21 protein-coding genes are annotated in these 20,029 nt (G+C 69.4%); 7 read left to right on the top strand and 14 right to left on the bottom strand.

All coding sequences use genetic code 11. From position 1 onward, the window contains the following. Window positions 1–60 precede the first annotated feature (60 nt). From TthTMY_RS03535 to TthTMY_RS03520, 4 genes are read right to left on the bottom strand one after another with little or no spacing between them, the layout of a single operon-like run. Window positions 61–933, bottom strand: coding sequence for a 3-hydroxyacyl-CoA dehydrogenase family protein (locus TthTMY_RS03535; protein WP_096413154.1), 873 nt, complete (start codon window positions 931–933; stop codon window positions 61–63). A gap of 20 nt (window positions 934–953) precedes the next feature. Beyond that, a complete protein-coding gene (locus TthTMY_RS03530) occupies window positions 954–1,808 on the bottom strand; it encodes a DMT family transporter (RefSeq protein WP_223903417.1) in 855 nt (284 codons plus the stop codon). Continuing rightward, window positions 1,798–3,018 carry a M16 family metallopeptidase gene (locus TthTMY_RS03525; RefSeq protein ID WP_096412505.1) on the bottom strand — a complete coding sequence of 407 codons (1,221 nt, stop codon included), beginning with the start codon at window positions 3,016–3,018 and terminating at the stop codon, window positions 1,798–1,800. The genes TthTMY_RS03530 and TthTMY_RS03525 overlap by 11 nt, the downstream gene beginning before the upstream one ends. Further along, window positions 3,011–4,222, bottom strand: a complete 1,212-nt coding sequence (locus TthTMY_RS03520) for a M16 family metallopeptidase (protein ID WP_096413151.1) — start codon at window positions 4,220–4,222, stop codon at window positions 3,011–3,013. The genes TthTMY_RS03525 and TthTMY_RS03520 overlap by 8 nt, the downstream gene beginning before the upstream one ends. A 15-nt stretch (window positions 4,223–4,237) precedes the next feature. Here TthTMY_RS03520 and recG point away from each other — a divergent pair, with 15 nt between their 5' ends. Next, complete coding sequence (recG, locus tag TthTMY_RS03515) at window positions 4,238–6,547, top strand: ATP-dependent DNA helicase RecG (protein WP_223903416.1); 2,310 nt, start codon at window positions 4,238–4,240, stop codon at window positions 6,545–6,547. After that, the gene (locus tag TthTMY_RS03510; protein ID WP_096412503.1) at window positions 6,547–7,320 is read left to right on the top strand and encodes a hypothetical protein; all 774 of its coding nucleotides are present in this window, start codon (window positions 6,547–6,549) and stop codon (window positions 7,318–7,320) included. The genes recG and TthTMY_RS03510 overlap by 1 nt, the downstream gene beginning before the upstream one ends. Here TthTMY_RS03510 and TthTMY_RS03505 read toward each other — a convergent pair. From TthTMY_RS03505 to TthTMY_RS03460, 10 genes are all read right to left on the bottom strand, one after another. Further along, complete coding sequence (locus TthTMY_RS03505; RefSeq protein WP_096412499.1) at window positions 7,274–8,263, bottom strand: pectin acetylesterase-family hydrolase; 990 nt, start codon at window positions 8,261–8,263, stop codon at window positions 7,274–7,276. The genes TthTMY_RS03510 and TthTMY_RS03505 overlap by 47 nt on opposite strands. A 93-nt stretch (window positions 8,264–8,356) precedes the next feature. Continuing rightward, window positions 8,357–9,028 carry a V-type ATP synthase subunit D gene (atpD, locus tag TthTMY_RS03500; protein ID WP_096412497.1) on the bottom strand — a complete coding sequence of 224 codons (672 nt, stop codon included), beginning with the start codon at window positions 9,026–9,028 and terminating at the stop codon, window positions 8,357–8,359. A 10-nt stretch (window positions 9,029–9,038) separates the two neighbouring features. After that, window positions 9,039–10,475: a V-type ATP synthase subunit B gene (locus TthTMY_RS03495; protein WP_096412494.1), complete on the bottom strand. Its 1,437-nt coding sequence runs from the start codon at window positions 10,473–10,475 to the stop codon at window positions 9,039–9,041. A gap of 9 nt (window positions 10,476–10,484) precedes the next feature. After that, a complete protein-coding gene (locus TthTMY_RS03490; protein ID WP_223903415.1) occupies window positions 10,485–12,221 on the bottom strand; it encodes a V-type ATP synthase subunit A in 1,737 nt (578 codons plus the stop codon). 12 nt (window positions 12,222–12,233) lie between these two features. Next, on the bottom strand, window positions 12,234–12,548 hold the full coding sequence (atpF, locus tag TthTMY_RS03485) for a V-type ATP synthase subunit F (RefSeq protein ID WP_081490813.1): 315 nt from the start codon (window positions 12,546–12,548) through the stop codon (window positions 12,234–12,236). Between the two features lie 2 nt (window positions 12,549–12,550). Further along, window positions 12,551–13,522 carry a V-type ATPase subunit gene (locus TthTMY_RS03480; protein WP_223903414.1) on the bottom strand — a complete coding sequence of 324 codons (972 nt, stop codon included), beginning with the start codon at window positions 13,520–13,522 and terminating at the stop codon, window positions 12,551–12,553. Window positions 13,523–13,525: 3 nt separating this feature from the next. After that, window positions 13,526–14,092, bottom strand: coding sequence for a V-type ATP synthase subunit E (locus tag TthTMY_RS03475; RefSeq protein WP_096412490.1), 567 nt, complete (start codon window positions 14,090–14,092; stop codon window positions 13,526–13,528). Between the two features lie 59 nt (window positions 14,093–14,151). After that, window positions 14,152–14,451 carry a F0F1 ATP synthase subunit C gene (locus TthTMY_RS03470; protein ID WP_096412487.1) on the bottom strand — a complete coding sequence of 100 codons (300 nt, stop codon included), beginning with the start codon at window positions 14,449–14,451 and terminating at the stop codon, window positions 14,152–14,154. Window positions 14,452–14,465: 14 nt separating this feature from the next. Further along, window positions 14,466–16,424, bottom strand: coding sequence for a V-type ATP synthase subunit I (locus tag TthTMY_RS03465; protein ID WP_096412484.1), 1,959 nt, complete (start codon window positions 16,422–16,424; stop codon window positions 14,466–14,468). Next, on the bottom strand, window positions 16,421–16,735 hold the full coding sequence (locus TthTMY_RS03460) for a V-type ATPase subunit subunit G family protein (RefSeq protein ID WP_172844684.1): 315 nt from the start codon (window positions 16,733–16,735) through the stop codon (window positions 16,421–16,423). The genes TthTMY_RS03465 and TthTMY_RS03460 overlap by 4 nt, the downstream gene beginning before the upstream one ends. Window positions 16,736–16,837: 102 nt before the next feature. On the opposite strand from TthTMY_RS03460, the gene TthTMY_RS03455 reads away from it, so the two are divergent. From TthTMY_RS03455 to TthTMY_RS03435, 5 genes are read left to right on the top strand one after another with little or no spacing between them, the layout of a single operon-like run. Then, window positions 16,838–17,986 (top strand): class I SAM-dependent rRNA methyltransferase, encoded by a 1,149-nt coding sequence (locus TthTMY_RS03455; protein WP_096412478.1) that lies wholly within the window; start codon window positions 16,838–16,840, stop codon window positions 17,984–17,986. A 9-nt stretch (window positions 17,987–17,995) separates the two neighbouring features. Next, a complete protein-coding gene (locus TthTMY_RS03450) occupies window positions 17,996–18,205 on the top strand; it encodes a DUF3248 domain-containing protein (protein ID WP_011173341.1) in 210 nt (69 codons plus the stop codon). Further along, complete coding sequence (locus TthTMY_RS03445) at window positions 18,202–18,555, top strand: DUF3809 family protein (protein WP_096412476.1); 354 nt, start codon at window positions 18,202–18,204, stop codon at window positions 18,553–18,555. Before TthTMY_RS03450 ends, TthTMY_RS03445 begins: the two co-directional genes overlap by 4 nt. Window positions 18,556–18,579: 24 nt before the next feature. Beyond that, window positions 18,580–19,254 (top strand): metal-dependent hydrolase, encoded by a 675-nt coding sequence (locus TthTMY_RS03440; protein WP_096412473.1) that lies wholly within the window; start codon window positions 18,580–18,582, stop codon window positions 19,252–19,254. Continuing rightward, a complete protein-coding gene (locus TthTMY_RS03435) occupies window positions 19,247–20,029 on the top strand; it encodes a serine/threonine-protein kinase (protein ID WP_096412470.1) in 783 nt (260 codons plus the stop codon). Before TthTMY_RS03440 ends, TthTMY_RS03435 begins: the two co-directional genes overlap by 8 nt.

Genomic DNA, 20,029 nt, shown 5'->3' with positions numbered 1-20,029 from the left:
ACCCCCTGGCTTGGAAGAGTTTCCAGAGCGAAGCCCTTTCGGGGCCCCCGCGCAGGGCGCTCAGCCCACCTTGTTCCCCTTCTCGTCGTAGGTGTAAAAGCCCCGCCCCGTCTTGCGGCCCAAAAGCCCCGCCTGGACCATGCGGCGAAGGAGGGGGGAAGGCCGGTACTTGTCGTCCCCAAAGCCCCGGTGGAGCACCTCCATGATGGCGAGGCAGGTGTCCAGGCCGATGAAGTCGGCAAGCTCCAAGGGCCCCATGGGGTGGTTCATCCCCAGGCGCATGATGCCGTCAATGGCCTCCTTGGTGGCCACCCCCTCGCGGAGGGCCTCTATGGCCTCGTTGATCATGGGCATAAGGAGGCGGTTGGAGACGAAGCCGGGGTAGTCCTGGACCTCGAGGGGGGTCTTCCCCATGCGCCTCGCCACCTCCACCACCACGTCCCGGGTTTCCTCAGAGGTGAGCTCCCCCCGGATCACCTCCACGAGGGGCATGAGGGGCACGGGGTTGAAAAAGTGCATGCCGATGAAGCGCTCCGGCCGCCCCGAGGAGCGGGCGAGGGCGGTGATGGGGATGGAGCTGGTGTTGCTGGCGAGGATGGCCTCGGGCTTGGCCAGGGCCCCCAGGCGCTCAAAGAGCCGCCGCTTCTCCCCCTCGTCCTCCACGATGGCCTCCACGATGAGGTCGGCGTCCTTTAGGGCCTCGAGGCTCAGGCTCGTCCGGATCCGCCCCAGGGCCTCGTCGTGGGCCTCCTGGGTGATCTTCCCCTTCTCCAGGAACTTGCCCAAAGAGCGCCTTATGGCGGCGAGGCCCCTTTCCAGGAAGCCCTCGGCCACGTCCACCAGGACCACCTCGTAGCCTGCGCTTGCCGCCACCTGGGCGATGCCGCTTCCCATCTGCCCCGCGCCCACCACGCCGATCCGCTTGACCTCCATGGCGCTCACCCCGGCCCATTCTACGCCCTGAGGTTCACCAGGAGGACCCCGAGGAGGGCGACCCCCCCGCCCAGGAGGGAAAGGGGGGAGGGCACCTCCCCAAGCCACAGGTAGGCGATGAGGACGGCCAAGGGGGGCGAGAGGTAGAGGAAGGAGGCGAGGCGGGAGGCCGGGGTGCGGGAGAGGGCGTAGGTCCAGGTGAGGTAGGCCAAAGCCCCGGGGAAGACCCCGAGGTAAAGCGCGGCGAGGAGGGCGGGCCTCGGCGCCTCCCTCAAGGCCTCGGGAAGCCCCGGGAGGAAGACGAAAAGGGGCAGGGTGCCGAGAAGCAGGGTGTAGACGGTCATCTCCTCGCTCCCGTAGCGGCCGAAGAGGGGCTTTTGCAGGACGAAGTAGAAGGAGGTGGAGAGGGCGGCGAGGAGGACGAGAAGCGCCCCGGGGCTAAGCCCCACCCCGCCCCCCTCCCCGAAGGCGATGAGGGCGGAGCCCAAAAAGGCGAGGCCGAAGCCCAAAACCCCCCGCCTCCCAAGCCTTTCCCCCAGGAGGAGGTGGGAGAGGAGCGCGGTGAAGACGGGCCCCGTGGCGATGAGAAGGCTTGCGGCCCCCGCGCTCACCGTAAGCTCCCCGTAGACCAAGGCGGTGTGGTAGACGGTGATGCCCAAGAACCCGAGGAGGAAGAGCCGGGGCAGGTCCTCCCGCCTGGGGGGCGAAAGCCCCCGGAGGCGGGCGTAGAGGAGGAGAAGGGCCCCCGCCACCAGGAAGCGCAGGAGGACGAGGTGACCGGGCTTTAGGCCCCCAAGCCCTGCCCGGATCGCGGCGAAGGCGCTCGCCCAAAAGAGGAGGGTGAGGAGGGCCGCCCCTAAGGCCCTAGGCTCCATGGGGGAGGACCAGGTAGTAAAGCCCCTCCTCCAGGAAGCCCCGCTCCAGAAGGGCGTTCACCTCCCGGGAGGTGACCCTTTGGACCCTGGCCTTCACCTCCTCCAAGGAGAGGTAGCGCCCGGTGTAGAGGTACTCCATCCCCAGGTGGAAAAGCCGCTGCATGGGGGTCTCCCCGGCGAAGACGAGGCCCGTGGCGAGGGGGGTCTTGGCCCGTTCCACCTCCTCCTCCCCCACGCCCTCCCGCCCCAGGCGGGCAAGCTCCTCCTGGAGGACGGCCAGGACCTCCCCCTTGCGGGCGGGGTCCGCCTGAAGGTAGGCGTGGAAGGTCCCGGCCCGGTCGGCCTCCTCGAGGCCGAAGGAGGCCACCTCGGCGAGGCCTTTGTCCACCAGGGCGAAGTGGAGCCGGCCCGAGCCCTCCTCCCCCAGGAGGTGGGCGAGGACCTGGCCGGGGAAGCGGGCCTCCTCCTGGTAGGCGACCCCCGGGAAAAGGGCCACCAGGTAGAGGGCCCGGGCCTTCTCGTAGGGGCGCTCCTCCACCCCGAAGGCGGGGACTAAGGGCGGGTAGGCCCTTTCCGCCTCGCCCTCGGGCCAGGCCTCGGTGAGGCGCTCGGCCTCGGCGAGGAGGCGGTCAAAGTCCACCCGCCCCGTGGCGGCGAGGACCATGTTTTTGGGCAGGTAGCGCCTCCTGTGGTAGGCCGCCATCCCTTCCCGGGTGAGGGCGGTGATGCTCTCCCGCGTCCCCAGGACGCTATTCCCCAAGGGGTGCCCCTGGAAGAAGCGGGCGCGGGCCCACTCGTAGGCCATGAAGCCCGGGCGGTCCTGGTAGCGGGCGATCTCCTCCAGGATCACCCGCTTTTCCGTCTGGAAGTCCTCCTCCCGGAGGGCGGGGCGGAGGAGCTTGGAAAAGAGGCCGAGGAGGTCGTAGGCGAACTCGGGGAGGACCGCCCCGTAGTAGACGGTGGCCTCCTCGGAGGTGAAGGCGTTGTACTGGGCCCCCATCCGGTCAAAGGCCCGGTTCACGGCGAGGGCGTCCATGTCCTCGGGGCCCTTGAAGACCATGTGCTCCAGGAAGTGGCTCACCCCGCTCTCCTCCTTGGTCTCGTCCCGGGCCCCCGTCTTCACGAAGTAGCCCAGGGCCACGCTCCGCGCCCCCGGCACCACCTCGGCGATGACCCGAAGGCCGTTTTTGAGCTCGGCTTCCCTAAACATCCTCCACCTCCCCCAAAAGCCCCACCCAGGGGTCCCGGTAGGGGTGGGCCTTGAGGAACGCGTTCACCGCCTCGAGGCCCGTCCCCTCAATGGCGGCCTCAATCTCGGAAAGGGGGCGCACCCTCCCCAGCATGTAGAGGTCCCGGGCCATGGAGGCGGCGCGGCTCCTGATGGACTCGTCCGCCATCACCAAGGCGGTCTTCAGGCCCACCTTGGCCCGGGAAAGCTCCTCCTCCGTCACCCCCTCGGCCAGGCGCTCCACCTCGGCGCGAAGCACCTCCAGGGTCTCCCCCGCCCGCTCCTTGGTGGTCCCGGCGTAGGCCATGAGGAGGCCCCGGCCCTTGACCCCCGCGGGGAAGGCGCTCACGGCGTAGACCAGGCCCCGCTTCTCCCGCACCTCGGTGAAGAGGCGGCTACTCATCCCCCCGGAGAGGACCTCCAGGGCAAGCCTTGCGGCGTAGAAGCCCGGGTCCTCGGGGCCCACGTCGGGGTAGGCAAGGCCGATCTGCACCTGGGCCGTGGGCCTCCTGAGGACGAAGCGGTGGGGCTCGGAAAGCTCCGGGGCAGGGTAATAGGCCTCCTCCCCCTCCCAGGCGAGGAAGGGCTCGAGGGCGGCGCGAAGCCGCTCCCAGGAAACCCCTCCCGCCACGGCGAGGATGGCCCCTTTGGGGGTGTAGCGCCTCCGGTAGTCCGCCTTCAGGGCCTCGGCCCTCGCCCCCTTCAGGGCCTCCTCCCGGCCCAGGGGCTCGCGCCCGTGGGGGGAGCGGAAGACCTTCCGGCGAAGCTCAGAAAGGAGCTTCCTTGCGGGCTGGTCCTCCAGGGAGAGGAGGGCCTGGAGGGCCACGGACCGCACCGCCTCCAGGCCCTCCTCGGGGAGGCGGGGCCTCGTGAGGAGGAGGGCGTAGAGGCGGAAGACCTCCTCCAGGACCTCGGGGAGGAAGGCGGCGGCGAAGGCGGTGTACTCCAGGCCCGCCCCGCTATTCCGCCGCACCCCCAGGGCGTCTAAGGCCTGGGCCAGGGCCCTGGCGTCCAGGTCCCCCGCCCCCTTCCAGAGCCACCCCTCGAGGAGGGCGGCCGCCCCCTCCATCCCCTCGGGGTCGTTCACCGCCCCGGCGGGGACCAGAAGCTGGAAGGCGACCCCGGGAAAGTCCCGCTCCTCCAGGGCCACCACCAGGCCGTTGGGTAGGCGCTCCACGCGGCTCACAGGCCTAAGGGTATCATGGAAGGCGTGACGCAAGAGGAGCTCAAGGCCAGGCTCCTCAGGCCCCTTCTCCGGGAGCTCCAGGACGGGGCCAGGGACCGGGTGGTGGTGGGGGGCCTCGAGGCCTTGGTGCAGAACCTCGCCCGCCCCTTCCCCAAGCTCCTGGAGCTCTTCCGAGGCTACGGGGAAAGGCCCCCGGAGGAGCGGAAGCGGGTCTTGCAAGAAGCCCTCCGCCTCCTGGAAGACCAGAACCCCCCTCAGGGCCAGGCGCAGGCCTCCCCCAGGAGGCTTGCCCCCTCCGACCCCGCCCACCTCCTCGCCCCCCCGCAAAGCCGGAGGAAGCTTTCCGAGCTCGGCCTGCGCACGGTGCGGGACGTGCTCCACAACTACCCCCGCCGCTACGAGGACCGCCGGGCCCTCCCGGGGGTGCGCTACCTGGAGGAGGGGCAGAAGGCCACCCTGGCGGTGAAGGTCCTCGCCAAGGAGCTCGTCAAGACTCCCAGGAAGGGGATGCAGCTCGTCCAGGTGAAGGCCCAGGACGCCTGGGGGTGGCGCCTCACCCTGGTCTGGTTCAACCAGCCCTGGGTCCTCTCCCAGATTGAGGAGGGGGCCACCCTCATCGTCACCGGGAGGGTGGGGCGGCGAAACGGGGTCCTCCTTTACGTGGAGCACTTTGAGGACGAGGGCACCGAGTCCCTCTCCACCGGGCGGATCGTCCCCATCTACCCCGCCAAGGAGGGAATCAGCCAGGCCTTCCTCCGCCGCACCGTCCACAAGGCCCTGGAGCTCGCCCTCCCCCTCCCCGACCCCCTGGAGGCCTACCGGGAGGGCCTGGGCCTCATGCCCTACGCCGAGGCCCTAAGGCACATCCACTTCCCCGAGGACGAGGAGGCCCTGAAGCGGGCCCTCCTCCGCCTGAAGTTTGACGAGTACCTCCTCCTGGAACTCAAGGCCCTCCTGGAGGCGGGAGGGCCGGTGCTCGGCCGGAGCTTCCGGGTGGAGGCGGCCTGGGTGGAGGCCTTCAAGAAGGCCCTTCCCTTCCCCCTCACCCGGGCCCAGGAGAGGGTCATGGGGGAGATCGCCAAGGACATGCAAAGCCCCCGCCAGATGGCCCGCCTCCTCCAGGGGGACGTGGGCTCGGGGAAGACGGTGGTGGCGGCCTTCGCCCTCTTCCTGGCCGCCCAAAACGGGGCCCAAGGGGCCCTCATGGCCCCCACGGAGATCCTGGCCCGGCAGCACTACCAGAACCTCACCCGCTACCTCTTCCCCTTGGGGGTGAGGGTGGAGCTCCTCCTGGGCTCCATGACCGCCAAGGAGAAGGAGGCCGCCCTGGCCCGCCTCCTCTCGGGGGAGGCCCAGGTGGCCGTGGGCACCCACGCCCTCATCCAGGAGGGGGTGGGGTTTAGGGACCTGGGCCTCGCCGTGGTGGACGAGGAGCACCGCTTTGGGGTCCTGCAGCGCCGGGCCCTCCTCAAGCTGGCCCAGACGCCGCCGGACGTCCTCGTCATGTCCGCCACCCCCATCCCCCGCTCCCTGGCCTTAACCCTCTACGGGGACCTGGAGGTGAGCGTCCTGGACGAGATGCCTCCCGGAAGGACCCCGGTGAAGACCAAGGTCCTCCCCCACCGCCTCCGCCTCCAGGCCTACGCCTTCGCCCGGGAGGAGGTGAGGAAGGGCCACCAGGTCTTCGTGGTGGCCCCGGCCATTGAGGAGAGCGAGGAGCTGGACCTCAAGGCGGCCACCACCCTCTACGAGGAGCTTAAAGGCCTCCTCCCCGGGGTGCGCCTGGCCCTCCTCCACGGGAGGATGCCCGCCCGGGAGAAGGACGAGGTCATGGAGGCCTTCCGGCGGGGGGACTACGACCTATTGGTCTCCACCACCGTGGTGGAGGTGGGGGTGGACATCCCCAGGGCCACCCTCATCATCGTGGAAAACGCCGAGCGCTTCGGCCTCGCCCAGCTCCACCAGCTAAGGGGCCGGGTGGGCCGAGGGGGGCTACAGGGCTACGCCATCTTCCTCGCGGGAGAGGCGGGCCCGAAGACCCTGAAGCGCCTCAAGATCCTGGAGGAGTCCACGGACGGCTTTTACATCGCCGAGATGGACCTGAAGCTCAGGGGACCCGGGGAGCTTCGCGGCACGCGGCAGTCCGGGTACCCCGAGCTCAGGCTCGGCGACCTCGCCGAGGACACGGGGATCATTGAGAAGGCCCGGGCCCTGGCCAAGGCCATCGTGGAGAAGGACCCCACCCTGGACCTCCCCGAGCATCGGGCCCTCAAGGAGGAGCTCAGGGCCCAGGCGGAGCGGGTGGGCTTCCGGGAAGTGATCTGATGCGGGCCCTCCCCCACCCCCACCTCCCCGCCTTCTTCTCCGAGGGCGGGGCCCTAAGGGCCAAGGCCCTCCAGGACTACCTCCTCTCCCTAAGGGAGGTCTACGTCCGCTATGCTCCCCTCCCCCCGGTGCGCCTCTTCGTCCTCTCGGAGAAGGACTGGCGGGCGAGGCTTCCCTACCCCTACGGCCTCCCCTTCCAGCACGCGGGGCCCGAAGGGCTTTCCGTCTACGCCCCCCTCGCCTACCCGGAAAGGCTCCTCCACCGCCTGAGGGAGGTCCTCCTCCCCCTGGGGCCGCCTCCGGGAGAGATCCCGGCCTTCTTGGACCTCAACCTGGGACACGAGTACGCCCACGCCGTCCAGGTGGCCTGGAGGCTCCGCACGGGGGCCCGGTGGCTGGACGAGTTCTTCGCCAACTACCTCTTCCTCCTGGGCCTTGCGCCCCAAAAAGACCTCCTGGAAACCCTTCTCGCCTGGAGCCGGTACCTCTCGGGGCTGAAGCCCCAAAAGCGGAGCCTCTCCGCCTACGAGGGGAGGCGGGGCGGCCTGGAAAGCGCCCTCTGGTTCCAGGCCCACTTCACCCTGAAGGCGGAGGAGCTTCGGCAGAAGGACCAAGACCGCCTCCTTAAGGCCTTTTTGGCGGCGGCCCCCCTGGACCGCAAGAAGGGCCACCGCCTTCTCCTAGAGCTTTACCCGGAGCTTAAGTCCTGGTTCGCCGCCTTCGGCCTCAGGGGCGCACCCGGGGAGGGGTCTTCCCCTCGGCAAGGGCCTTGAGCCACTCCAGGAAGCTTACCTCCCCCACCTTCAAGGTGTAGAGCTCGGGCCGGGGGAGGATGCAGTGCTGGCCTCCCGGGGCGAGGTAGAAGGTGTAGTTGGGCGCCTGGGACGGGGTTAAGACGGCCTCCTGGGCCGAAGCGGCCCACTCCCGGGCCGTGGCCTCGCTGGGGGCGGCCTCCTTCTTCATGAGGGCGTAGAAGTAGATCTGGGTCCCGTCCAAGAGGGTGGTGTACTGGGCGAGGACCGCCTTGGGGTAGGCCTGGGCCAGGGCGCGGTAGACCTCCGCGACCTTGGGCGGGGAGGAGAGGCCGGAAAGCTCGGGGAGGCGCGGGTTCCAGACGGCAAAGCCCGGGAAGTCCCCCGTGACCACCCCCACCCCGGCGTCGCCGCAGACGGCGATCTGGGCGTTTTTGTAGGTGGCGAGGACCTTGTCCGCCCAAAGCACCGCCCCGTAGGCCCCGGCGCTGCACCCCGTGACGAAGACCCGCTCGGGGTTCGTGTGGTTGCGGAAGACGTACTCCAAGGCGGCCTGGGCGTTCCGCGCCCCCTGGTGGTGGACCTTGAAGCCCCCGTAGTCCACCGTGGCCCGGCCCACGTGGAGGTCCCCCGTGCAGTAGGGGACGAAGACGTGGGTCCAGCCGAAGAAGGGGTTGGCCACGCTCATCCGGTTGTAGATGCCCTGGGCGAGGTAGAGCTCCTGCACGTCCACCCGCTTGCGGTAGGTGGGGCTTTGGGGGTTGCAGGTGGCCTGGTCCCAGCAGGCCCCGCCCCCCTGGAAGTCAATGACCACCTTCTTTGGGTCCCCGGGGCTCACGTAGAAGCGGTAGGGGGAGCCGTCGGCGCAGACCCCACCGGGCACCTCCACCGCCTTCCAGAAGGCCTCGAGGCCCTGGGCCAGGGCCAAGGCGAAAAGGAGAACCAGCGCGATAAGCCGCTTCATTTGTACCCTCCACGTCCAAGCTACCGCAGGACCTTGCACCGAGTCAAGAAAAAGCCCGGGGGGCCTGAAGCTCCCCGGGCCCCTCTAGGGGGTTTAAAGGCCCGCCCCGATCTCCAGCTGCGGGTTGGGCCGGCCGCCCTCCTCCTCGGCCTCCCGGGCCTCAATCTTGCCCTTGATGCGCTTGAGGCGGAAGGTGTCCTCCCGCTCCCTTTGCTCCAGGACCTGCTGGATGAAGCGGATCTGGGCGCGGATCCCCGGGATCACCACCTGCTCCAGGGCGTTCACCCGCCGCGTGGTCTTCTTGATCTCCTCCCCGATCTTCTTCAAGCGGGTTTCGGTGTTGGCCACCCGGATCAGGGCCTCGGCGTAGCGGCGGAAGGCGCGGCTGGCCTCGAGGGTGTAGGCCGGGGTCCCCACGGGGGAAAGGAGGGCCCCGTCGGGGAAGGCGGCCTTGAGCCTCGGCACCTTGCTCCCCCAGACGTTCTCCACCTCCGCCTCCACCCCCTCGAGGGGCGGAACCCCGAGGGCCGCCCCCGCCACCACCTCCGGCCCGTCAAAGGCCTGGGCCAGGAGGAGGGCGGCGTAGGCCTCCTTGGCCGCCTGGTCCAGGGCCTTCCTGGCCTCCAGGGCCTCCCGCACCAGGCCGAAGAACTCGGCCACCAGGGCGTCCCGCTTCTTCTTGAGGAGGTCCACCCCCTTCTGCGCCAGGCGGAGCTGCCCCCGCCTTTGCAGAAGGTTCATCCGGGTGGGGCTCACCTGGCTCATCTACCCTCCCCTAGTCCAGGGCCTGGGGCGCGCCCCAGATCTCCTCCAGCTTCTGGCCGTAGTACTTGCCGATGTGGTCCTTGGAGATGCGCTTGAGCTCGCCCTGGGGCAGCATGGAGAGGAGGGCCCAGGCGATCTGCAGGCTCTCCTCAATGGAGCGGTTCTGCTGCCCCTGGTTGATGAAGTGCTTCTCAAAGGCGTCGGCGAACTGGAGGTAGCGGCGGTCGTTCTCCGTGAGGGCGTCCTCGCCGATGATGGCCACGAGCTTCCTTATGTCCACCCCGTTGGCGTAGGCGGAGTAGAGCTGGTCGGAGACCTGCTTGTGGTCCTCCCGGGTCTTGCCCTTGCCCACGCCGTTGTTCATGAGCCGGGAGAGGGAGGGCAAGGGGTCAATGGGCGGGTAGATGCCCTTGCGGTGGAGCTCCCGGGAGAGCTGGATCTGCCCCTCGGTGATGTAGCCCGTGAGGTCGGGGATGGGGTGGGTGCGGTCGTCGTCGGGCATGGAGAGGATGGGGATCTGGGTCACGCTCCCCTTCTTCCCCTGCACCACCCCGGCGCGCTCGTAGATGGTGGCCAGGTCGGTGTACATGTAGCCGGGGTAGCCGCGGCGGCCCGGGATCTCCTCGCGGGCGGCCCCGATCTCCCGCAGGGCCTCGCAGTAGTTGGTCATGTCCGTGAGGATGACGAGGACGTGGTAGTCGTGCTCAAAGGCCAGGTACTCGGCCACGGTGAGGGCCATGCGGGGGGTGAGGATGCGCTCAATGGTGGGGTCGTCCGCCTTGTTCAGGAAGAGGACGGAGCGGCTTAGGGCCCCGGTGCGCTCAAACTCCTGGATGAAGTAGGAGAGCTCCCGCTGCGTGATCCCCATGGCGGCGAAGACCACGGCGAAGGGCTCCTCCTTCTCCCCCTCCCCGGAGAGGTCGGGGCGCACCGTGGCCTGGCGGGCGATCTGGGCGGCGATCTCGTTGGCGGGGAGGCCCGAGCCGGAGAAGATGGGAAGCTTCTGCCCCCGGACCAGGGTGTTCATCACGTCAATGGTGGAGATGCCCGTCTGGATGAACTGCTCCGGCTTCCTCCGGGCCACGGGGTTCAAGGGAAGGCCGGTGATGGGAAGCCGCTTCTCCGGGGTGATGGGCGGCAGGCCGTCTATGGGCTTGCCGATGCCGTTGAAGCGGCGGCCCAGCATCTCCTTGGAGACCCCAAGCCGGGCCACGTCCTCCACCAGGCTCACGCTGGTGGTGGCCAGGTCCAGGCCCGTGGTCTCCTCAAACACCTGGATGACGGCGTACTCCTCGGAGACCTCAATCACCTGGCCGCCGCGGACCCGGCCCGTGCCGTCCTTGATGTCCACAATGGCCCCGTAGGCCAGGTCCTTGGCGTTCTCCACGAAGAGCAAGGGCCCCGAGATGTAGGTGATGCCCGTGTACTCCTTCTTCAAGAGGTCCATCTTCCCTCCCTACGCCAGGGCCTTGAAGGCTCCCTGGATCTCCTCCATGGCCTGCTCAAAGTAGCGGGGGAACTCCTCCTCGCTCACGTAGCGGGCGCGGCCGATGCGCTCAACCACGGGGAGCTGCAGGATCTCGTCTATGGAAACCCCCCGCTTGATGGCCGCCTCCGCCTCCTTGTAGAAGGTGAGGATCATCTTCATGATCCCGTAGGCCTTCTTCATGGAGCAGTAGGCGTCCACCTCGTGGTAGGCGTTCTGCTGCAGGAAGTCCTCGCGGATGATCCGGCCCACCTCAATGACGAGGCGCTCGGCGTCCTGGAGGGCGTCCGGCCCCACGAGCTGGACGATCTCCTGGAGGCCCGCCTCCCGCTGCAGAAGCTCGGAGATGGCGTCGCGGAGCTCAGGGTAGTCCTCGGCCACGTTCTCCCGGTACCAGGGGTCAAGGGCGGAGGTGAAGAGGCTGTAGGAGCCGTTCCAGTTGATGGCGGGGAAGTGGCGGCGGAAGGCCAGGGAGGCGTCAAGCCGCCAGAAGGCCCCCACGATCCTCAAGGTGGACTGGGTCACGGGCTCGGACATGTCGCCGCCCGGCGGGGAAACGGCCCCCACGATGGTCACCGCCCCCTCCTCGCCCCCCAGGGTGATCACCTTGCCCGAGCGCTCGTAGAAGGCGGCGAGCCTGGCGGCGAGGTAGGGCGGGTAGCCCTCCTCGGCGGGCATCTCCTCGAGGCGGCTGGAGATCTCACGCAGGGCCTCGGCCCAGCGGCTCGTGGAGTCGGCCATGAGGGCCACGGAAAAGCCCTGGTCGCGGAAGTACTCGGCGATGGTCACCCCCACGTAGATGCTGGCCTCGCGGGCGGCCACGGGCATGTTGGAGGTGTTGGCGATGAGGACGGTGCGGTGCATCAAGGGCCCCCCGGTCTTGGGGTCGGTGAGCTCGGGGAACTCCACCAGCACGTCCGTCATCTCGTTCCCCCGCTCCCCGCAGCCCACGTAGACCACCACGTCGGCGTTGGACCACTTGGCCAGGGACTGCTGGGTCACGGTCTTGCCGCTGCCGAAGGGCCCGGGGATGGCGGCGGTGCCCCCCATGGCCACGGGGAAGAGGACGTCCAGGATGCGCATCCCCGTGAGGAAGGGGGTGTTGGGGTCAAGCTTCCTCTGCACGGGCCTCGCCCGGCGGACGGGCCAGGTGTGGTACATCTTGAGCTCGGTGCCGTCCTCGAGGACCACCACCGGCTCCTCCACGGTGTACTCCCCGGCGGGCTTCACCTCCTTGACCCGGCCCCGCACGTCCGGGGGGACGAGGATCTTGTGGGTGAAGCTGAACTCGGGCACCGTGCCCAGGACCATACCCCCCCGAACCTCGTCCCCGGGCTTGACCCTAGGCGTCCAGGCCCACTTCTTCTCCCGGTCCAGGGCGTGGACCACCACGCCCCGGGTGATGTAGATCCCCGTCTTCTCCCGGATGCGCTCCAGAGGGCGCTGGATGCCGTCGTAGATGCCGTTCAGCATCCCGGGGCCGAGCTCCACCGCCAGAGGGAGCCCCGTGGAGACCACGGGCTCCCCCACCTTGAGGCCCGAGGTGTCCTCGTAGACCTGGACGAAGGCCGTGTCCCCGTCCAGGCGGATGATCTCGCCCACGAGGCCCTCTTCGCCCACCTTGCAGATGTCGTACATGCGGGCCCCGGTCATGCCCTTGGCGATCACCGCCGGGCCCGCGATCTTCTGGATCACCCCTTGGATCATCGTCCCTCCATTCTACAGCTTGATGTCAAAGCCGATGGTCTTCCTCACCAGCTCCCGCATGTAGCCTTCCACGTCGTGCCCTTGGAAGGCCTCCTTAAGCCCCGCGATGGGCAGGAGCACGGGGAGGTCCCTGCCCCGCATGAGGCGTTCCACCGCCCGCTCGGGGTCGGGAAGGAGCGCCTCGTCCACGGCCACCAGGGCGTAGCCGCCCCGTTCAACGAGGGTTTCCAGGAGGCTTCGGGCCTCCTCCGCCGAGGAGGCCCCGTAGCCCTCGAGGCCCGCGAGCCGGAACCCCTGGGCGGTCTCGGGATCGGCGATCACCGCCATCCTCACGGGCACACCACCTCCTCCTCCACCTGGGCGCGGGGAAGGCCGAAGTAGGCCCTCCGGGCGAGGAGCCTAAGGCGCACGGCCTCCCACTCCCGCTCCTTCACGTAGGCGAGGACGAGCCCCACCCCCAAGGGGTCCTGCACCCCCTTCTTCGCCTCCCTGAGGAGGACGCACCGGAGCCCCCGCTCCAAAGCCTTCAGGTCCCGAACCCCGGAAAGCCCGGAAAAGGGCGTGCCGGAAAGCTCCTCCAACACGGCGTAGTCCCCCTCCATGAGCCGGGCGAACCGGACTCGGTCCACGAACCGCCCGCCCTTGAGGAAGAAGGCGTCCGGGGCCAGCCCCGAGCCCTGGAGCTTGAAGGCGGTGCGCAGGTTCTCCGCGTCCACCTCCAAGGCCAGGTAGTCCCGCAAAGCGGGCTGGTCCAGCCCCTTGGCCGCCTTGGCCACGTCCTCAAAGAAGCGCTTGGCGAGGAGGGCCTCCACCCGGGCGAGGTCCTGCGTCTCCCGCAGGACCGCCCTCAAGGCGCGGGCCAAGGGGTGGCCGGGCACGGCGAGCACCTGGGCCATCCCCGCGGGGTCCTGGGCCTCGTAGGCCTGGCGCCAAACCTCCTCCCGCAGGGTCCCGGGGAGGAGGAGGACCTCCTCAAAGGGGCGGCCCGTGGCCTTGGCCCGGAGGAGGGCCTGGAGGTTGTGGAGGTCGTTCCGCAGGAGGAGGAGCCGCACCGCCTCCCGCGCCTCCCCGGTGACGAGCCGCGGCAGGTCCCCGACCAGCTTGGCCTGGGTGCGGAGCACGGCCCGGTCCACGTCGGGAAGGCCCTGCCCTGCAAGCTCCCCGCCGTACACCGTCTCCGAGAGGAGGCGGAGGAAGTCGGCGAAGGAGAGGTCCAGGGCCTCCTGGAAGAAGCTCTCCTTGAGGAGGGTCCCCCTCCGCACCCGCACCCGGGCGTTGAGGTAGGCGAAGTCGTCCGCCATCGTCTAGCCCCAAAGCGCCTGGGCCACCTTGGAGGAAAGGGCGTCCCAGGCGCGGTCAAGCCGGGCGAGGAGGCTGTTTTCCACCTGGGTCTTGCCCTCGGCCCCCACGGCCCGGACCCCCAGGCGAAGGGCGGGCTCGGCCTTGAGCTCCACCCCCCGGTCCTTGGCCAGGGCCTCGAGGTGGGGAAGGTCCTCCGGGTGGGCCACCAGGGCCTTGGCCCCGGGGAGGGCCTCCAGGGCCTCCAGGGCCAGTTTCCTCACCACCTCGGGCCACTCCGGCTTGTTGGGAAGGGCCTCCAGGGCCTCCCGGACCCGGCGCCGGACCTCCTCCAGCACCTCCCCCTTGGCCTGGGTGCGGGCCGTGGCCACGAGGAGCTCCCCGGCGCTCTCCGCCCGGCGGAGGGCGGCCCGGTACTGGGCCTCGAGGGCCCGCTCCCGGGCTTGGAGGAGGGCCCTGGCCTTCTCCTCCGCTTCCCGCTTGACGGCCTCGGCCTTGGCCTCGGCCTCCCGGAGGAGGGCCTGGATCTCGGCCTCCACCTCCTGGCTCAAAATGGCTTCCAGTTTAGACATTTCCCCTCCCTATCGGGAAGGGGCCCCACCTCCAAGGAGGGCGGGGCCCCTGGACCGCCTTAGAGCCTGCCGTTGAGGATGAAGGCGATGAGGAGACCGAAGATCACCAGGGTCTCGGGCAGGAGCAGGAAGATGAGGGCGGTACCGAAGTTGCGCCGGTCCTCGGCGATGGCCCCCACGCCCGCCGCGCCGATCCGGGCCTGGGCCACGCCGGTGCCCAGGGCCGCCAGGCCCACGGCCAAGCCCATGCCCACGGCGATGAGGCCGCGGTCCAGGCCGCCGGAGGCCGCCGCTTCCTCCGCCGCGAAAGCCAACGCACCGAAAACCGTCAGAAGAACCGTCACCAGTAGCTTCTTCATCCCACTTCCCTCCTTTACTGCGCCTCACGGACGCTTTTGAACGGCCGGTATGGCCTGCCGTTCTCCTCGTAGAAACCGAACTTGGTGAAGAACTCCACCCAAAGCAAACGGATGGGCTGGAGCATGTGGCCCAAGGTGGTGAGGAGGAGGATGAGAAGGTGCAAGACCCCCGCCACCAGGAGGCCCAGGAGCACGCCCACAAGCCCAAGCCGCTCGGCGAGGGCGAACCCCACGTCCGTGAGGAGGCCGGCGAGGATCCCGCCCGCCGCCCCCACGGCGTAGATACGGATGTGGGAGAGGATGTGCCCCGCCTGGGTGAAGATCTCCGGGATCATGAGCCAGATCCGGCTCACGAGGACCGCAAGCAGGAAGACGCCGAAGCCCAGGTACATGAGCCCCTGGAGCCAGCCCGCCTGGAGGTTACCGAGGTACGAGGCGGCGAGGGCCAGGACCCCCACGAGGCCGCCCAGGTACCCCACCCCCTCCCAGAAGTGGGCCATGTGGCGGTGCTTGAGGCCCAGGTAGGCCCGCAAGGCCAGGCCGAAGAACACCAGGACCACGCCGAAGGCCACGGAGAGGAGGATGAGGAGGTTGGCGGTCTTGGCGGTGTCAATCCTGGGGATGAGGATGGGGATGAGCCCGGGGTGCTCCGGCGTGCCGAAAACCCCGAGGCGTTCCAGGAAGGTGCCGAAGAACTCCCCGTAGATCACGCCCCAGACCACCGTCCAGAAGACCATCCAGTTCAGGATGTAGACCAGCTTGCCGATGACCTGGGGCTTGAGCTTCAGGGCGAAGAGGTCAATGACCAGGGGCTCGTTCCGCCTCACGTACCCAGAAAGCCACCGCCCCACCAGGTAGAAGAGGAGGGCGTAGCCGATGTCCCCCACGATCATCCCGAACCAGAAGGGGAAGAAGACGGGGACCACGGGGGTGGGGTCAAAGGTCCCGTACTTGGGGGTGTTCAGGAAGCTCACCAAAAGCTCAAAGGGCTTGGCCCAAGGGGGGTTGTCCAGGGCCACGGGGACGCGGTCCGCCTCGTGGTGCTCGTCCACGGGTTCAAAGGCGTAGACCACGCTCTCCTTGTGCCGGGCGAGGGCCTCCTCCACCTTGGGCTTGGCCTTCACGGGGACGTAGCCCAGGAGGGCGAAGCCGAAGCGGCCCGAGGCCAGCTCCTCCAGGGCCCTAAGCCGGGCCACCTCGTCCTGGGCCCGGGTCCAGAGGCTCTGGAGGGTGGAGGCGCTCTCCCGGGCGAGCTTGGCCAGCTGCTGGCGCACCTCGGAAAGCTCCCGGGGAGCGGCCTCGGCCCGCTCCTTGAGCCGCCTCGCCGCCTCGGAGAGGGGAAGCTCCCCCAAGGCCCCGGGAAGCCTAAGCTCCGCCACCCCCGCCCGGGAAAGGGCGGCCTTGGCCTGGTCCACCTCCTTGCGGTGGACCACCACCAAGGCGGCCACCCCGCCCCCGTAGGCCTCGTGGGCCAGGAGGTAGCGGTCCTCCAGGGCCTTCCTCAGGGCCTCCTCCACCAGGGGAAGCTCCTTCTCGGTGAGGAGGAAGGGGATCACGCGGAGGAAGGGGCTTTTGTCCAGGCCGTGGGCCAGGGCGGTGAGCCGCTCCAGGGGCTCGAGGTAGGCCTGGGCCAGGGCGAGCTCTTCCTCCAGCTCCTGCTTTTGGCGGGTGAGGCCCTCGGCGTGGGCCTGGATGGGGGAAAGGGCCTTCTCGGCCGCCTCCAGCCCCTCGGGGAAGGGCCTTGCGGGCTCCGCCTCCAAGCCCAAAAGGCTTAGGGTGTGCTCGGCGCCCGCCGAAACCGCCTCCCACCGCCTTAGCTCCGCCCGCTCCTCGGGGGAGAGCTGGTAGGCGGAAAGGGCCTCGGGGCGGAGCGTCTCCAGGTGGACCACCCCCGCCTGCTGGAGGCTTTGGAGAAGCTCCTTGGCCCGGCCCTTGGGGCCGGCCAGGACCAGCTTCTCCATGGGGGCGATCACGGCAGGACCTCCTTCAGGACCAAGGCCACGGCCTCGTCCAGCCGGGCCATGGCCTTCTCCCGCACCGCCTTGGCCTCGGCCTCGGCCCGCTCCCGGTGCCGGGCGAGGAGGGCCTCGGTCTCCGCCCGCTCCCGCTCCCGGTACTGGGCCTCCAGGGCCTTAGCCTTGGCCTCGGCCTCCTCCAGAAGGGCCTTGGCTTCGGCCTCGGCCCGCTTGACCCGCTCCTCGGCCTCCTTCTTGGCGGCCTCGAGGCGTTCCAGGAGCTGCTTCTCCTTTTCCGCCAGGCTCTTGATAAGTCCCAGGCCTCCCATTGCCCCTCCAGCTCGTGAAATGGCGCTCAAAGCCAACCCGCCGGTCATGGTACCGGCTCTCCGGGCCCGCGTCAACCAACCCCGCCTAAGTATACTTAGGCGGTGAGGATTCAGGTCAACGCCAAGGGCGCGGCGCGGCTTCTTTCCCGCCACCTCTGGGTCTTTCGCCGGGACGTGGTCGCGGGGCCGGAAACCCCGGGGCTCTACCCCGTCTACTGGGGGCGGCGCTTCCTCGCCCTCGCCCTCTACAACCCCCACACCGACCTCGCGGTGCGGGCCTACCGCTTCGCCCCCGCGGAGGACCCCGTGGCGGCCCTCTTGGAGAACCTGGCCCAGGCCCTGGCCCGGCGGGAGGCCGTCCTCCGCCAGGACCCCGAGGGCGGCTACCGCCTGGTCCACGCGGAGGGGGACCTCCTGCCCGGGCTGGTGGTGGACTACTACGCCGGGCACGCGGTGGTCCAGGCCACGGCCCACGCCTGGGAAGGCCTCCTCCCCCAGGTGGCGGAGGCGCTAAGGCCTTACGCCCAAAGCGTCCTGGCCAAGAACGACGCCCGGACGCGGGAGCTGGAGGGCCTCCCCCTCTACGTCCGCCCCCTCCTCGGGGAGGTGCCGGAGCGGGTCCAGGTGCAAGAGGGACGGGTGCGCTACCTGGTGGACCTGAGGGCGGGGCAGAAGACGGGGGCCTACCTGGACCAGCGGGAAAACCGCCTCTACATGGAGAGGTTCCGGGGGGAGCGGGCCCTGGACGTCTTCAGCTACGCGGGGGGGTTCGCCCTCCACCTCGCCCTGGGCTTCCGGGAGGTGGTCGCCGTGGACTCCTCGGCGGAGGCCCTGCGCCGGGCCGAGGAGAACGCCCGGCTCAACGGCCTCGGGAACGTCCGGGTCCTCGAGGCCAACGCCTTTGACCTTCTGCGCCGCCTGGAGAAGGAGAGGGAGCGGTTTGACCTCGTGGTCCTGGACCCCCCTGCCTTCGCCAAAGGGAAAAAGGACGTGGAACGGGCCTACCGGGCCTACAAGGAGGTCAACCTTAGGGCCATCAAGCTCCTCAAGGAGGGCGGGATCCTCGCCACGGCGAGTTGCAGCCACCACATGACCGAGCCCCTCTTCTACGCCATGGTGGCCGAGGCCGCCCAGGACGCCCACCGCCTCCTCCGGGTGGTGGAGAAACGGGGCCAGCCCTTTGACCACCCCGTCCTCCTCAACCACCCGGAGACCCACTACCTCAAGTTCGCCGTCTTCCAGGTCCTCTAAACTGGAGGCGTGGAGAAGGACCTCCTGGATAAGCTGGGGCAGCATCTGGTCTGGCGCATGGGCCGGGCCGAGGACGAGGACGTCTTGGTGGTGCGGGTAGGGCTGGCCTCGGCCACGCCCAGGTTCCGGGAGCTCCCCAGGCTCCTCAACCTCCCCGAGGCGGAGATGCGCCGCCTGGTGCAGGAAGGCCGGGTCCGGGTGGAGTGGGTGGAGGAATGAGGCTCGCCCTGCCCCTCCGCCCCGAGGCCCTCGCCGCCCTTCCCCTTGAGCTCCGCCTGGAGGCGGAAAGGCTAGAGGGGACCTTCCGCCACGAGAACCCCGTCCTCGGTCCCCTGGACCTGCCCTTCGCCGCCCGGCTGGAAGGGGAGCGGGTCCGGCCCATCCCCCTGCCTCCCCCCTCCTTGGAGGTGGAAGGGTGGCTCCGGCCCACGGGGCTGGAGCTGGAGGTGCGCCTCCGCCTCCCCCCGGGGCGGACCTGGGGGGAAAGGGCCTTCGCCAAAATCTTAGAGGCCCTCTTCGCCAAGGCCCTGGAGGAAAGCCTTCCCGCGGGAGCGCGGCCTCCGTTATAGTGGGCCTGAAGCAGGAGGTGGCGTATGGTGGAGGTTCGGTATCTCGGCCACTCGGCGGTCCTCCTCACGGACGGCAAGACGCGGATCGTCATTGACCCCTTCCTCACCGGAAACCCCATGGCCGCCCTCGGGGTGGGGGAGGTCCAGGCGGACCTCATCCTGGTCACCCACGCCCACGGGGACCACTTCGGGGACAGCGTGGCCCTCTCCAAGAAGGGCGGCGTGGTGGTCTCCACCTTTGAGATCGCCACCTACGCCGAGAAGCACGGGGCGAAGAGCGTCCCCATGAACCTGGGGGGCACCTACCGCTTTGAGGGCGGTTGGCTCAAGTGGACCCCCGCCTGGCACTCCAGCAGCTTCCCCGACGGCACCTATGGCGGCATGCCCATGGGCGTGGTGGTGGAGCTTGGGGGCAAGCGCATCTACCACGCCGGGGACACCGCCCTCTTCTCCGACATGCGCCTCATCGGGGAGATGGGCCTGGACCTCGCCCTCCTCCCCATCGGCGACCACTTCACCATGGGCCCTGAGGACGCCCTGAAGGCCCTGGAGCTCCTCAAGCCCAAAAAGGTGGTGCCCATCCACTACAACACCTTCCCCCCCATCCGCCAAGACGGGGAGGCCTTCGCCCAACGGGCCAAGGAGAAGGGCGTGGAGGGGCACGCCCTCAAGCCGGGAGAGGTTCTCCGCCTTGACTAGGAGGGACTTCCGGCTGGAGATGCTCTTGGGCCTGGGCCAGACGGCCCAGGTCCACCTGGCCCGGGCCCCCGACGGGACGCGGGTGGCCCTGAAGATCCCGAAGAAGGAGGTCCGCCAAGACCCTAGGCTTGCGGAGCGGTTCGCCCGGGAGGTGTCCTTCAGCCTCTCCCTCCGCCATCCCCACCTGGTCCGGGGCCTGGCGGGGGTGCCTTTCGGGGAAGGGGCCTTCCTCGCCCTGGAGTACTTTCCCGAAGGGACCCTGGAAGACCGCCTCCGCCAAGGCCCCCTGCCCTGGGAGGAGGCGGTGAAGGCCCTCCTCCACGTGGGGGAGGCCCTGGGCTTTCTCCACGAACGCGGGCTCCTCCACCAGGACGTCAAGCCCTCCAACGTCTTCGTGGGCCAAGGGGTCTACAAGCTCGGCGACCTCGGCACCCTGCGCCGGGTGGACGACCCAAGCGCGGAGTACGCCGGAAGCCCCCACTACCTCGCCCCCGAGCTCCTCCTGGGGGCGAGGCCAAGCCCGGCCTCGGACGCCTACGCCTTCGGGGTCTTGGCCTACGAGGTCCTCACGGGCAGGCGGCCCTTCCAAGGGGAGGACCTGGAGGCCCTGAGGATGGCCCACCTCCTCACCCCCCCGCCCCGGACCCCCCTGCCCCCTCCTTTGGACCGGGCCCTGAGGCGGCTCCTCGCCAAGCGCCCCGAGGACCGGCTCGGCCTTAAGGCGTTTCTCCGCGTCCTCGCCGAGGCCTCGAGGCCGAGCCCTTCACGGAGGTAA

It is taken from the genome of Thermus thermophilus (genome assembly GCF_019974155.1).
Lineage (GTDB): Bacteria > Deinococcota > Deinococci > Deinococcales > Thermaceae > Thermus > Thermus thermophilus_C.
This window is presented reverse-complemented; position numbering and strand designations above follow the sequence as displayed.

Excerpts from the sequence above, each read along its gene's own strand:
- TthTMY_RS03535 (WP_096413154.1), bottom strand. The coding sequence starts at position 933 with ATGGAGGTCAAGCGGATCGGCGTGGTGGGCGCGGGGCAGATGGGAAGC.
- TthTMY_RS03530 (WP_223903417.1), bottom strand. The coding sequence starts at position 1,808 with ATGGAGCCTAGGGCCTTAGGGGCGGCCCTCCTCACCCTCCTCTTTTGG.
- TthTMY_RS03525 (WP_096412505.1), bottom strand. The coding sequence starts at position 3,018 with ATGTTTAGGGAAGCCGAGCTCAAAAACGGCCTTCGGGTCATCGCCGAG.
- recG (WP_223903416.1), top strand. The coding sequence starts at position 4,238 with ATGGAAGGCGTGACGCAAGAGGAGCTCAAGGCCAGGCTCCTCAGGCCC.
- TthTMY_RS03510 (WP_096412503.1), top strand. The coding sequence starts at position 6,547 with ATGCGGGCCCTCCCCCACCCCCACCTCCCCGCCTTCTTCTCCGAGGGC.
- TthTMY_RS03505 (WP_096412499.1), bottom strand. The coding sequence starts at position 8,263 with ATGAAGCGGCTTATCGCGCTGGTTCTCCTTTTCGCCTTGGCCCTGGCC.
- atpD (WP_096412497.1), bottom strand. The coding sequence starts at position 9,028 with ATGAGCCAGGTGAGCCCCACCCGGATGAACCTTCTGCAAAGGCGGGGG.
- TthTMY_RS03495 (WP_096412494.1), bottom strand. The coding sequence starts at position 10,475 with ATGGACCTCTTGAAGAAGGAGTACACGGGCATCACCTACATCTCGGGG.
- TthTMY_RS03490 (WP_223903415.1), bottom strand. The coding sequence starts at position 12,221 with ATGATCCAAGGGGTGATCCAGAAGATCGCGGGCCCGGCGGTGATCGCC.
- atpF (WP_081490813.1), bottom strand. The coding sequence starts at position 12,548 with ATGGCGGTGATCGCCGATCCCGAGACCGCCCAGGGGTTCCGGCTCGCG.
- TthTMY_RS03480 (WP_223903414.1), bottom strand. The coding sequence starts at position 13,522 with ATGGCGGACGACTTCGCCTACCTCAACGCCCGGGTGCGGGTGCGGAGG.
- TthTMY_RS03475 (WP_096412490.1), bottom strand. The coding sequence starts at position 14,092 with ATGTCTAAACTGGAAGCCATTTTGAGCCAGGAGGTGGAGGCCGAGATC.
- TthTMY_RS03470 (WP_096412487.1), bottom strand. The coding sequence starts at position 14,451 with ATGAAGAAGCTACTGGTGACGGTTCTTCTGACGGTTTTCGGTGCGTTG.
- TthTMY_RS03460 (WP_172844684.1), bottom strand. The coding sequence starts at position 16,735 with ATGGGAGGCCTGGGACTTATCAAGAGCCTGGCGGAAAAGGAGAAGCAG.
- TthTMY_RS03445 (WP_096412476.1), top strand. The coding sequence starts at position 18,202 with ATGAGGCTCGCCCTGCCCCTCCGCCCCGAGGCCCTCGCCGCCCTTCCC.
- TthTMY_RS03440 (WP_096412473.1), top strand. The coding sequence starts at position 18,580 with ATGGTGGAGGTTCGGTATCTCGGCCACTCGGCGGTCCTCCTCACGGAC.